The sequence below is a fragment of the Arhodomonas sp. KWT genome, assembly GCF_010993615.1.
Genome location: NZ_WNXE01000021.1, coordinates 12,105 through 24,846, shown reverse-complemented (window position 1 = coordinate 24,846; position 12,742 = coordinate 12,105). Strand labels below are relative to the sequence as shown.

The following is a 12,742-nucleotide window of genomic DNA, read 5'->3' as shown; positions in this document are numbered from 1 at the left end:
GTGGGGATACTTGTGGCTCCACGGCCCCACCAGCCCGAGGCGCGGTCCGGGCAGGTTCTCCAGTAGACGGAATACCGTGTTGGTGTAGCCGTCCGCCCAGCCGCTGACCGCCATGACCGGGCAACGCACGTCGGTGTAGTCCTCGCAGACCGAGCCGTGGCGCCAGTAGTCGTCCCGGTGGGGATGGCGCAGCCAGGTGTCGAGCCACAGGCCGCTGCCCTCCAGCCGTTCCATCCACATGCGGCGCCAGTCGTCGCCCACCAGTGCCGGGTCCGGTGGCAGGGCGTTGAACGCGAACATCACCGAGGCCCAGGAGAGGTTGTCGCCAAGGAGGCAGCCGCCCATGTAGTGGACGTCGTCGGCGTAGCGGTCGTCGGTGGAACACACGGTCACCACCGCCTTGAGTGCCGGCGGCTGACGGGCGGCGATCTGCAGGCCGTTGAAGCCGCCCCAGGAGATGCCGATCATGCCGACGCTGCCGTCGCACCAGGGCTGGCTGGCAAGCCATTCGATCACCGCGATGCCGTCGTCCTGCTCGATGGGCAGGTATTCGTCGGTGAGCACCCCTTCGGAGTCGCCGCTGCCGCGCAGGTCCACCCGGACCGCCGCGTAACCGTTCGCGGCGAACCAGGGGTGCAGGGTCTCATCGCGGTCGCGGGTGATGTCGCGCTTGCGGTACGGGATGTACTCCAGGACCGCCGGTACCGGCACGTCGCCGGCGTCCGCCGGCAGCCAGATGCGGGCGGCGAGCCGGGTGCCGTCCGGCATGGGGATGTTCGTGTGCTCGATGCTGCGGACCCCGGCGGCGGTGGACGGACTGGTATCAGACACGGCGGCGGGTCTCCCTTGCGGTGCGTTCTGTGCGCGGAACGGTAGCGCAGGCCTGCCCGCGTCGTCACCGCCCGCCGCGCTGTGGGACCCGGATTCACGATGCGGGCGCTCCGGTGCGTCCCGGTTTACAGGATGACCCGGGAGGCCGTAATCGCCCGGCAGGGACCTCCGGCTGGCGGCCCTGCCCGGTTATGAACGCGGGCACCGTCTGGTCGACAGGCTTGACGCCGCGGGTGGGGCCATCCCGATCATGGGAAGGGCAAGGCAGCGTGTATCGTGCGTGGTCGGGACAGGTAGGGGTCCCAAATTGTCGCTCGCGGCGGGATCGGCGTGGTGGGTCCGCTGGACGTGGCGGTTCGTGACTTAGTCACAGTCACGGTTGCAGCCGGCGTAGTCTCATAGGGGGTGCGGTGCAGCAAGGGCACCGCCTGCGGGGTCGGAGGATGACCTCCACAATGAGTGAACGTGCGTTCACTCGCATTGTCATAGAACAATGATCGTTGTCGAGGGGAGGAGCGGTACGGCGGACCTCCAGGGGCGGGCGCGGCGTCCTGACAAGGCCCGTCGCCAGGGAATGTCTCTCTAGAAACCGGGGTATCGTCATGGAACTCGACCCATTGCTCCTGTCGCGAATACAGTTCGCGTTCGTAGTCTCCTTTCACGCCATATTTCCCGTCTTCACGATCGGGCTCGCGTCCTATATCGCGGTCCTCGAAGGGCTGTTCTACCGCACCGAGGACCCGGTCTGGGCGCGGCTGTCGGGCTTCTGGAGCCGCGTGTTCGCCGTCGTGTTCGGCATGGGCGTGGTCTCGGGCATCGTGATGTCGTTCCAGTTCGGCACGAACTGGAGCAACTTTGCCCAGGCCACGGCGAACTTCATGGGGCCGGTGCTCTCCTATGAAGTGGTCACCGCGTTCTTCCTGGAAGCCGCCTTCCTCGGCGTGCTGCTGTTCGGGCGCAACAAGGTCCCGCCGGGCACCCATCTGTTCGCGGCGGTCATGGTCGCGCTCGGCACCTTCATCTCCTCGTTCTGGATCCTGTCGGCGAACAGCTGGATGCAGACGCCGGCGGGCGTGGAGCTGCGTGACGGCGTCTTCCACGTCACCGCCTGGGGCGAGGCGATCTTCAACCCGTCGTTCTGGTATCGCTTCTTCCACATGGCGCTGGCCTCGTTCCTAACGGGCGGGTTCGTGGTCACCGGTGTGAGCGCGTACTACCTGCTGCGCGGGCACGACGTGCCGGCCAACCGCCGTGCCCTGTCGATGACGCTGTGGCTGCTGCTGTTCATCGCCCCCGGCCAGCTCCTGGTGGGGGATATGCACGGGCTGATGACGCTGGAGCACCAGCCCACCAAGGTGGCGGCCATGGAGGGCAACTGGGAGCGTGAGGCCGGGGCGCCGATGCTGCTGTTCGCGCTGCCGGACCAGGACGCCCAGGACAACGCCATCGAGGTGGGCATCCCCAATCTGGCGAGCCTGATTCTGACCCATGAATGGAACGGCGAGGTCCCCGGCGTCACCGAGGCACCGCGGGACGAGCAACCGCCGGTGGCGATCGTGTTCTGGTCTTTCCGCGTGATGGTTGGCCTCGGGCTGCTGATGATCGGCTTCGCCTTCTGGGGCGCATGGCTGCGCTGGAAGGGGCGGCTGTATGACGCCAGGGGCTATCTTCAGGGGCTGCGGCTGATGGCGCTCACCCCGTTTCTGGCGGTCCTGGCCGGGTGGTTTACCACCGAGGTCGGTCGTGCGCCCTGGCTGGTCTACGGCGTGATGACCCAGTCCGAGGGGGTGACGCCGTCGCTCACCGGCGGCATGGCGCTGTTCAGCCTGATCGGCTACGTCCTCGTCTATGCCGTGGTCTTCGTCTCGGGCGGCTACTACCTGACCCGGGTGGTGCACCAGGGCATCTCGGAGGAGTCGGAGAACGAGTCCGACCGGCCGATGCGCCCGCTGTCGGCGGCGCACACGCCATTCGACGAGGACACGGCCCGGGCCGGGAGGTAAGCAGTCATGGGAACGATCGATATCACGATGATCTGGGCCGTCATCATCGCCTTCGGCGTGGTGATGTACGTGCTCATGGACGGCTTCGACCTGGGCGTGGGGGTGCTCTTCCCCTTCGCCCCGGACGAACGCTCGCGGGATGCAATGATGAACTCGGTGGCCCCGGTGTGGGACGGCAACGAGACCTGGCTGGTGCTCGGCGGCGCCGGGCTGCTGGGGGCGTTCCCACGGGTCTACTCGGTGCTGTTGCCGGCGCTCTACATCGGCGTGTTCCTGTTGCTCGCCGGGCTGATATTCCGTGGCGTGGCCTTCGAGTTCCGCTTCAAGGCGCAGCGCTCGCGTTACCTGTGGAACTGGGCGTTCGCCGGCGGCTCGACAGTGGCCGCGTTCGCGCAGGGGGCCGTGGTCGGTGCCTACATCCAGGGATTCAATACCGTCGACGGCGTCTACGCCGGCGGCGCACTCGACTGGCTGACGCCGTTCACCGCGCTCACCGGTATCGGGCTGCTGCTGGGCTACGCGCTGCTCGGCACCAACTGGCTGATCCTCAAGACCGAAGGCGAGCTCCAGGAGTGGGCATACCGGCTCAGCCCCCGGCTGCTCGCCGCGGTGCTGGTGGTGTTCGCGATCATCGGCGTGTGGACGCCACTGGTGGATGACATGGTGCGGGAGCGCTGGTTCGGCAATCTCAGCACGATCTGGATCCTGCCTGCGCTCACCCTGGCCGCTGCCGGTGTCCTTTACCGGGCCGTCCGCCGGCGCCAGGAGGGCGTGCCCTTCGTGGCGACCATGGCGGTGTTCGTGTTCACGTACCTGAGCCTGCTGGTGAGCAAGTGGCCGTACGTGGTGCCGCCGGCGTTCACCTTCCGCGAGGCGGCGTCCGCGCCGGAGTCGCAGCTGTTCCTGCTCATCGGCGTGCTCTTCGTCATCCCCATCGTGCTGACCTACACCGCCTGGACCTACTGGGTCTTCCGCGGCAAGGTCAGCGCCGACGCCGGCTACCACTGACCGCCGGTGGCGGGGGAGGCGGCGCCGCGGCGGTGGCTCGACGCCCGCGCACGATCCGTGCGCGGGCCCCTCGGTGCGGCGGTGGCCGCGGGGCTGGTGCAGACCGCCGCGGTCGTCGTCCAGGCCGGGACCTTCGCGTGGCTCGTCGCGGCGATGCTCGATAGCGGCGTCGACGTCCCCCCCGTCGCGTTCGTGGTGCTCGTCGCCGCGGTACTGGTGCGCGCCGGCGCCGAGTACGCCCGTCAGCACGCCGGAATCGAGGCGGGCCTGCGGGTTCGCGGCGACGTACGCCGCGAGCTGCTCACCCGCCTGGACGCCCTCGGCCCGGTGGGGGTCGCGGCGGAGCCCTCCGCCGGGCTCGCCAGCCGGGTGGTGGAGCAGGCGGAGGCGCTGGAGGGCTACTATGCGCGTTTCCTCCCGCAGATGGTGCTGGCGGTGGTCTCGCCGCTGGCGATACTGGTCGTGGTCGCGTGGCTCGACTGGCTCGCCGCGCTTTTCCTGGTGGCCTCGGCGCCGTTGATCCCGCTGTTCATGGCGCTCGTGGGCATGGGTGCAGAGCGGCTGAACCGGGCTCAGTTCCGGGAACTGAGCCGGCTGTCCGGCCATTTTCTCGACCGCATCCGCGGCCTGTCGACCCTGGCGCTTTTCGATCACGGCGAGCGCAGCATCGAGGCCGTGGCCGCTGCCGCCGACGGCTATCGCCGGCGGAGCCTGCGGACCCTGCGCGTCGCCTTCCTCTCTTCCGCGGTGCTGGAGTTCTTCTCGTCGGTGGCGATCGCCGTGGTCGCCATCTATATCGGCTTCGGCCTGCTCGGCTACGTGGCCTTCGGGCCGGCGCCGGCGCTGACGCTGTTCAGCGGGCTGTTCATCCTGCTGCTCGCCCCGGAATTCTTCCAGCCGTTGCGCACCCTCTCGCAGCATTACCACGACCGCGCCGCCGCTATCGGTGCCGCGGCGGAGCTGCTCGACGTGCTCGAGCGGCCGGCGGCGGTGAGCGACACCGCCGACCCGGCGTTGCCGCCGGGGGCGCTGGAGCTGGAGGCCGTGACCGTGGGTACGGCGGATCACGCCCGGGTGTTCGGGCCGCTGTCGCTCAGCGTGCCGGCGGGCAGCTGCGTGGTGATCACCGGGGCCACCGGGGCGGGCAAGACCACGCTGCTGAGGTTGATCGCGGGTTTCCAGGCGCCCGACGAGGGCCGGGTACGCGCGGGGGGCGTCGGCGCCGTCGCCTGGCTCGGTCAGCGGCCGCTGGTGGTGCCGGAGACCCTGGCGGGTAACATCCGTCTCGGCTCGGCGCAGCCGGTCGAGGACGACGCGGTGCACGAGGCCGCCCGGCGGGCAGGCGTGCTGGCGTTCGCCGAGGCGATGCCGGACGGGTTGGATAGCCGGGTGGGCGAGCGGGGTTACGGCATTTCCGGCGGCCAGGCGCAGCGCCTGGCCCTCGCGCGGGTGTTCGTGTCGTCCGCGCCGCTGGTGCTGCTGGACGAGCCCACCAGCGCGCTGGATGCCGCGACCCGTCAGCAGGTCGTCGCGGGGCTTGCGGCGCTGCGCGAGGCCGGCCGCACGCTGGTCATCGCCAGTCACGACCCGGTGCTCACGGCGCTGGCGGACCGGGTGGTCCACCTGGCGGGAGCGCGGCGCGATGTGGCGTGACCTGAGGCCGTATCTCCGCGTCCTCCGCGGCTACCGGTTGAGGCTCGTCGCCGGAGCCGCGCTGCTGTTGCTCACCACCGTGGCGGCCACCGGCCTGCTTGCGTTATCCGGCTGGTTCATTACCGCCACGGCGGTGACCGCGGCGCTCTGGGCAGCGGGGGCGACGGCCGCGCTGAACATCTACGTCCCCGGCGGGGGGATCCGTGCGTTCGCGCTGACCCGGACCGCGGCCCGCTACGCGGAACGGCTGTACAACCACGACACGGTCCTGCGTCTGCTCGCCGAGCTGCGCACTGCCGTGTTCACCCGGCTGACACGGCTCGACCCGGCGACCCTCGCGCGCTTCCGTGCGGCGACGCTGCTCAACCGCCTGACCGCGGACATCGATGAGCTGGATACCCTCTATCTCCGGGTGCTCGCGCCGCCGCTGGTGGCGCTCGTGGCGGTCGTGCTGCTGGCCGCACTGCTCGCTGTGTTCGCGCCGTCGATCGCGCTCGTCGTCGCCGTGGCGTTGCTGATCCTCTGGGCCGCGGTGAACGCGGCCGCCGCGCGGGGCGGGCTGGCGCTGACCGAGCGCGTGGCAGCGGAGACCGAGGCGTTGCGGGTGACGGTGGTCGCCCACGTCGAGGGCCTGGCGGAGCTGCTCGCGTTCGGCAGTGGCCGGCATCATCGCGAGGCCATGCTTGCCCGGGAGGCGCGCCTCACCGCGGACCAGCGGCGCCTCGCGCGCCGCGCGGCGGCGGGGGAGGCCGTGATGCTCGCCGGCATCCAGCTTGCGGGTGTCACCGCGCTGGGGCTCGGCGCCATCGCTTACGGCGCGGGGACGGTCTCCGCCGCGGTGGTGGTGCTCATGGCCCTGGCGGTACTCGGGCTGGGCGAGCTGTTCGTCGCACTGCCCTCCGCCTTTGTTCAGCTCGGCCGGGTCCGGGCCTCGGCCCGCCGGCTCACCGCACAGGTCGCCTGCGAGTCCGCGCTGCCGACACCGGATAGGTCCACGGCGCCGCCGACGGATACGGGCCTCGAGCTCGCCGGCGTGAGCCTGCGTTACGCGTCCTGGATGCCGCCGGTGCTGGACGGTGCCGCGATGACGGTCGCGCCGGGAGAGCGGGTCGCCGTCACCGGCGCGTCCGGCAGTGGCAAGAGTTCGGTGGCGGACCTGTGCGCGCGGCTGATCGATCCCACCGCCGGGGAGGTGCGCCTGGGCGGGGTGGCGCTGCTGTCCCTCGATCGCCCGGCCCTGCGCCGGCGTCTCGCCTATCTCACCCAGCGCACCGAGCTGTTCGACGACACCGTCGCCGCCAACCTGCGCATCGCCGCCCCCGGGGCCGGCGAAGGGGCGCTCTGGCACGCGCTGGAGGTGGCTGACCTGTCCGCATTCGTCGAGGCGTTACCGGACGGTCTCGCGACCTGGGTGGGTGAGCACGGCCAGCGTCTCTCCGGTGGCCAGGCCCGGCGGCTCGCGCTGGCGCGGGTGGTGCTCCGGGACGCGCCGGTGGTGGTGCTGGACGAGCCCTTCACCGGCCTGGACCGGGAGACGGCGGCCACCGTAGCGACGCGGCTGGACCGCTGGCTCGTCGGCCGTACCGCCGTGCTGCTCGCCCACGACGTCGAGGCGCTGCCGCCGGTGGACCGGGTGTTCGCCGTGGAGGACGGGCACCTGCGCGGGATGGCGTAACGCCCGGCGTTTTCCGTTCGTCCGCGGAATTCGGATAGCATGGCGCCCGTCAACGTGACGGGAATGCGCGCATGCACACACCTGAGGGTTTCGCCGAGCTCCTGCTCATCCTGCTCATCGCCGTGGGTGCCGCGGCGGTGTTCCTGCGTCTGCGGCTGCCCGCGGTGCTCGGCTACCTCGCCGTCGGTCTGGTGGCGGGCCCCACCGCGCTGGGGGTGGTCCACGATCTCGAGACGATCCGCTCCCTCGCCGAGCTCGGCGTGGTCCTGCTGCTGTTCTCCATCGGCCTGGAGTTCTCGCTGCCGGACCTGGCGCGCATGCGCGGTGCGCTGCTCGGCCTCGGGGGTGGTGAGGTGCTGATCGCCGGCGCCGCCGCCTTCGGTGTCTCGCTGCTGCTGGACGTGCTCGTACCCGGGGCACCGCCCATCGGTATCGCCGGTGGGCTGGTGATCGCGGGGGTGGTGGCGATGTCCTCCACCGCGATGGTCACCAAGCAGCTCACCGACCAGGTCGAGCTGGGCCAGCCCCACGGGCGCGCGGCCCTCGGCATCCTGCTGTTTCAGGACCTGGCGGTGGTGCCGTTCCTGGTGGTGATCTCCGGGCTCGCCGTGCCCTCCGACGACTCCCTTGGCTGGGCGCTGGCGGTGGCGCTGGGCAAGGGCGTGCTCGCGGTGGCGGTGATCCTGCTGGTGGGCCGGTTCGTGCTCAACCGGGCGCTGAACCACGTGGCCGCGCTGTACTCCGGGGAGCTGTTCACCCTGGCGGCGCTGACCGTGGCGCTGGGGGCCGCGTGGTGGACGGCGTTCCTGGGCCTGTCGCCGGCGCTCGGCGCCTTCGTGGCGGGGATGATGCTCGGCGAGAGCGCCTTCCGCCACACCATGGAGGCGGAGATACGCCCGTTCCGGGACGTGTTGCTGGCGCTGTTCTTCGTGAGCATCGGCATGCTGCTCGACTTCAGCGTGCTGCCCCGGGGCTGGCCGTGGATCCTGCTGCTGTTCGCCGCCCTGGTGGTGTTCAAGTTCGCGCTGGTGTTCGGCCTTGGGCGGGCGGCACGGATGCCCACGGTGACCGCAGTGCGCACCGGCCTGACGCTGGCGCACGGCGGCGAGTTCGGCTTTGCGCTGCTCACCCTGGGGCTGACCCACGAGTTGCTGCCGCCGGCCTACGGCCAGGTGGTGCTGGCCGCGTTGCTGCTGTCCATGGCGGTGGCGCCGCTGGCGCTGCGGTTCAACGGCCCGCTCGCCGACCGCCTGCTGAGGCGTCGCGCCGCCGCCCGGGAGATCGAGGATGACGCCCACACCCTGCCGAGTGGCGAAGGGCGGGTCCTGCTGGTGGGCTTCGGCCGGGTGGGGCAGCACATCGCCCGCGTGCTCGACGAGGCGGGCTACCCCTGGAGCGCCCTGGACGCCGACCCGGTACGTGTGGAGAACGCCCGCGGCGCCGGTGCCCCGGTGGCCCATGGCGACGGCACGCGGGTCGACGTGCTGCGCGCGGCCGGTGCCGATCGGGTGCGCGCGGTGGTGTTCACCCTGGAGGCGCCCCAGGCACTGGTGCACACGGTGGAGGCGCTGCGCGCCGCGCATCCGCATCTGCCCATCCTGGTGCGCGCCCGCGATGACAGCTACCTCCGCGAGCTCCAGGAGGCCGGGGCGACGGAGGTGGTGCCGGAGACGCTGGAGGCCGGGCTGACGGTGAGCTCGCATGTGCTGCTCCTGCTCGGCGAGCCGCCGGCGTCCGTGACCCGGCGTATCCGCGACCTCCGCCAGGGGCGCTACGAGCTGCTGCGCGCGCTCTTCCCCGGCCGCGACGACAGCGACCCGGACGCCCTGCAGCTGCGTGCCTTCAATATCGCGGCGGACGCCCGTGCCACCGGCCAGCGCATCGACGCGCTGGGGCTGGAGGCGATGGGGGTGAGCGTCTCGGCGGTGACCCGCGACGACACACGGGAGGATGCCCCGGGCGGTGACTGGGTGCTCGGCGAGGGCGACATCGTGACACTCGCCGGTACGGCCGCGGCCCTGGACCGCGCCGAGGCGGCGCTGGTCCGGGCCTGAGCGCGGTTACATGTCCGGGCGGCGGTAGCCCCCGGGCAGCCCCTTGCGGGTGAACACGAACTGCCAGAGCTGGATGTCGCGGGCGCGGAAGGCCCCGGCACAGGAGAGCAGGTAATAGCGCCACATCCGGTAGAAGCGTTCGCCGTAGGTCTCGCGGAAACGCGGCCACGCCGCCTCGAAGTTCTGGTGCCAGGCCATCAGGGTGCGGTCGTAGTCGGCGCCGAAATTGTGCAGGTCCTCGGTGACGAACCGTCCCTCCGCGGCGTTGCCGATCTGCACCAGCGACGGCAGGTCCCCGTTGGGGAAGATGTACTTGTCGATCCACGGATCCGGCGTCGTGTGGGTCTCGTTCTTGCCGATGGTGTGCAGCACGAATATCCCGTCCACGGACAGGCACCGTTCGGCCACTTCCATGAAGGTCTCGTGGTTCTTGCGTCCGACGTGCTCGAACATGCCCACGCTGACGATGCGCTCGAACGTCTCGTCAAGCTCGCGGTAGTCCTGCTGGCGGAACTCCACCGGCAGGCCCTGGCAGGCCTCGCGGCCCCGGCTGACCTGTTCCTCGGAGATGGTCAGGCCGACGCACTCGACACCGTAGTGCTCGGCGGCATACTTCATGAAGCTGCCCCAGCCGCAGCCGATGTCGAGTACCCGCATGCCGGGTTCGAGCTGGAGCTTGCGGCAGAGCAGCTCGAGCTTGGCCTCCTGGGCGCTGTCGAGGTCCTCGGCATCGCGCCAGTAGCCGCAGGTGTAGGTCATGCGGCGATCGAGCATGGCCTCGTAGAAGTCGTTGCCGAGGTCGTAGTGGGATTCGCCCACCTCCCAGGCCTTGCGGCTGGTCTGCAGGTTGAGCAGCCGTGCCCGCAGCGCGTGGAAGGCGAGCCGCATGGGGCGGACCTGGTCCTCGATGCCGCTGGCGAGGATGCGGTGAAAGAACTCGTCGAGCCACTCCACGTCCCACCAGCCGTCCATGTAGGCCTCGCCGAGCCCCAGATTGCCGTAGGCGAGGGCGCGCTCGAACACGCGGGGGTCGTGGACCTGGATGTCCCACGGACGGTCGCCGTTGATGCGGACGTCCGCGTGCTCGAGTAACGACTCCACCATGCGCCGCGCACTGTCATTGTGACGTGCGCGGCGCGATTCCGACTGGTTGTTCTTTCGGGCCAGGGTGTCGCGCATGGCCGTACCTACCCCCTTTTTAGTTAGTCTGACATTCAATTCACCTTAACCGCCGTACCCCGCCGTGTGAATTCCACCGGTCCAATGACAATGATAGACCGGTTCAATGACGTCAGAAGGGCCGTGTCACGTCCGCGTCTGGGTGCGGGCGGCGAAGACGGTTAGAATCCGTGGCGTAACCCGCATGGGGGAGGCGGTGTGTACCAGTTTCTTCTCACAGTGACGGTGATCGTGGTGGTCGCGGTGGTGCTGCGCCTGCGTGCCGGCGGAACCGCCGGCACGCAGCGGCGCGAGGACCCCGCGCCCCGCCGCGATTCCTCGCCCCGCCGGGCGGGCCGTTCGTGGCGGCGGCCGTCGCCGCGGACGCTGGCCGGCTATGCGCTGGTGGCGGTGCTGCTCGCCGGCGTCTCGGGGATGGCCTGGATGGAGTGGCAGCAGGCCCACGAGGTGGTGCACGTGCGGGTGGTGGATACCCGCACCGGCGGGATCACGGAGTACCGGGTCTACCGCAAGGACATCGGCGGCCGTTCGTTCCACACCGTGGACGGGCGGTTCGTGTCACTGAGCGACGCCGATCGCATGGAACTCCGCGAGGACCCGCCAGGCTGAACCGGGCGGGCCGGGCACAACGCAGACGGGAGCGTGCCGCGCCATGAATCTGGAAAAGGTCGTCTTCGGCTTCTTCATCCTGCTCGCGCTGACGCTGAACTTCGGGTTCTTCATCGGCGAGTTCGACAACCCGGCTCACCACAACGTCTTCGAGCTGTATGCGGCGCTCGTGGTCTCGCTCATCGCCACCGTGCTCAAGTTCGGCGAGCGCACGCAGATCGGTGCCATCCTGCTGGCGGCGAGCCTGGTCGCGGACCTGCAGCTCATCACCGCGGCGGTGGTCTGGGGCATGTCCATGCACGTCACCGGTGTGGGCCTGACGCCGGCGGTGATGGGCAGCATAGTCTCGCTCTCCGGCGGGGCACTGATGGCGAACCTGGCCTCGGTGACCATCCTCGTGATCGAGACCGTCAACATGCAGCGTTGACGCGGCGGCGGCCATGTCGGAGCTGATCGATGTCCCGCGTCACCGCATCGTCCCGCTGGTACTGCGGCGCATGCGCGCGCCGCTGCTCACGCTGATCGTCGCCTACGCCGTCTCCGTGCTCGGGCTGGTGCTCATCGAGGGCACCACGGCCGCCGGCGAGCCCTATCGCGTGGACTTCCTCCATGCCTTCTACTTCGTGAGCTACACCGCCACGACCATCGGGTTCGGCGAGCTGCCCACCGGCTTCAATCAGGCCCAGCGCCTTTGGGTGGTGGTCAGTCTGCACCTGCTGGTGATCAGCTGGTTCTACGCGATTGGCACCATTGTGGGCATCATCCGCGATCCGGTGTTCCAGCGCGTGGTCACCTGGAACCGCTTCCGCCGCAGCGTCTCCCGGCTGGTGGAGCCGTTCACACTGGTCTGCGGCTACGGCGACACGGGCTCGCAGCTCGTGCGTGAAATCACCGGCGGGGGCGGGCGCGCGGTGGTGATCGACTGGGACGAGCGCCAGCTCGACGGGGTCAGCGTGGAGGGCCTGCGCTCGTTCGTGCCGCATCTCTGCGGCGATGCCAACTTCACGGACAACCTGCTGGCCGCGGGGCTCGGTGATCCGCGCTGCCGGGCGGTGCTGGCGGTGACCGACGACGATCACACCAACCTGCACATCGCCATCACCACCAAGCTGCTCAACCCCCGGCTGCCGGTGATCGCGCGTGCCGAGCACGACGAGACCCGTGCCAACATGGCCTCGTTCGGCACCGATTACATCATCGATCCGTACCTCACCTTCGCCGGCGGCTTCGTCATGGCCATGGAGGCACCGCAGGCGCACCGCCTCTACAGCTGGATGAGCGTCCACGCGGATACCGCCGACGAGGAGCGGCTGCCGCCCGCCGGGCGCTGGATCGTCTGCGGCTACACCGCCCTGGGCCGCGCCCTCTACCGGCGCCTGCGCGAGCACGGCATGGACCTGGTGCTGGTGACGCCGGATACCGTGCCCGCCTCCGTGATGAAGGAGACCACGGTTATCGCCGGCAAGGGCACCGAGGCTGTGACCCTGCGCGAGGCGGGTATCGAGGCGGCGGACGTGGCCGGGGTGATCGCGGCAACGGACGACGACACCGACAATCTCTCCATCGTCATGACCGCCCGCGAGCTTCGTGGCGAGCTCTACCTGGTCGCGCGGCAGAACGACCGCGCGAGCCATGCCGTGTTCGAGGCGGCAGCGGTGGACCGGATCATGGAGTCGAGCAGCATCATGGCGGTGCGCATGCTCCGGCTGCTCGCCACCCCGATGCTGCCG

General features: G+C 70.1%; 10 protein-coding genes. 8 read left to right on the top strand and 2 right to left on the bottom strand.

Going from position 1 to position 12,742, the window contains the following annotated elements:
* Nucleotides 1-768, bottom strand: a 768-nt coding sequence (locus G7A99_RS25235; protein ID WP_240466132.1) for a CocE/NonD family hydrolase, incomplete at its 3' end; no start/stop codon positions are given.
* 665 nt (nt 769-1,433) lie between these two features.
* Between G7A99_RS25235 and G7A99_RS06235 the strand changes: the two genes are divergently transcribed.
* The 5 genes from G7A99_RS06235 (at nt 1,434) to G7A99_RS06215 (ending at nt 9,224) form a co-directional block, all read left to right on the top strand.
* Entirely contained in the window at nt 1,434-2,834 is a 1,401-nt protein-coding gene (locus G7A99_RS06235; RefSeq protein WP_163139223.1) for a cytochrome ubiquinol oxidase subunit I, read from the top strand.
* A gap of 6 nt (nt 2,835-2,840) precedes the next feature.
* A complete protein-coding gene (gene cydB, locus G7A99_RS06230; RefSeq protein ID WP_163139222.1) occupies nt 2,841-3,842 on the top strand; it encodes a cytochrome d ubiquinol oxidase subunit II in 1,002 nt (333 codons plus the stop codon).
* 57 nt (nt 3,843-3,899) lie between these two features.
* The gene (cydD, locus tag G7A99_RS06225; protein WP_240466125.1) at nt 3,900-5,495 is read left to right on the top strand and encodes a thiol reductant ABC exporter subunit CydD; all 1,596 of its coding nucleotides are present in this window, start codon (nt 3,900-3,902) and stop codon (nt 5,493-5,495) included.
* Nucleotides 5,485-7,170: a thiol reductant ABC exporter subunit CydC gene (gene cydC / locus G7A99_RS06220; protein ID WP_163139220.1), complete on the top strand. Its 1,686-nt coding sequence runs from the start codon at nt 5,485-5,487 to the stop codon at nt 7,168-7,170. The genes cydD and cydC overlap by 11 nt, the downstream gene beginning before the upstream one ends.
* Before the next feature lie 71 nt (nt 7,171-7,241).
* Complete coding sequence (locus G7A99_RS06215) at nt 7,242-9,224, top strand: cation:proton antiporter (protein WP_163139219.1); 1,983 nt, start codon at nt 7,242-7,244, stop codon at nt 9,222-9,224.
* Nucleotides 9,225-9,230: 6 nt separating this feature from the next.
* Here G7A99_RS06215 and cfa read toward each other — a convergent pair whose 3' ends face one another.
* Nucleotides 9,231-10,403 carry a cyclopropane fatty acyl phospholipid synthase gene (gene cfa / locus G7A99_RS06210; protein WP_163139218.1) on the bottom strand — a complete coding sequence of 391 codons (1,173 nt, stop codon included), beginning with the start codon at nt 10,401-10,403 and terminating at the stop codon, nt 9,231-9,233.
* Between the two features lie 198 nt (nt 10,404-10,601).
* Here cfa and G7A99_RS06205 point away from each other — a divergent pair, with 198 nt between their 5' ends.
* The 3 genes from G7A99_RS06205 to G7A99_RS06195 all read left to right on the top strand — a co-directional run.
* Nucleotides 10,602-11,012, top strand: coding sequence for a hypothetical protein (locus tag G7A99_RS06205; protein ID WP_163139217.1), 411 nt, complete (start codon nt 10,602-10,604; stop codon nt 11,010-11,012).
* Between the two features lie 43 nt (nt 11,013-11,055).
* A complete protein-coding gene (locus tag G7A99_RS06200; protein ID WP_018717143.1) occupies nt 11,056-11,439 on the top strand; it encodes a DUF6394 family protein in 384 nt (127 codons plus the stop codon).
* A gap of 13 nt (nt 11,440-11,452) precedes the next feature.
* On the top strand, nt 11,453-12,742 hold a 1,290-nt coding region (locus G7A99_RS06195), incomplete at its 3' end, for a TrkA family potassium uptake protein (RefSeq protein ID WP_163139216.1).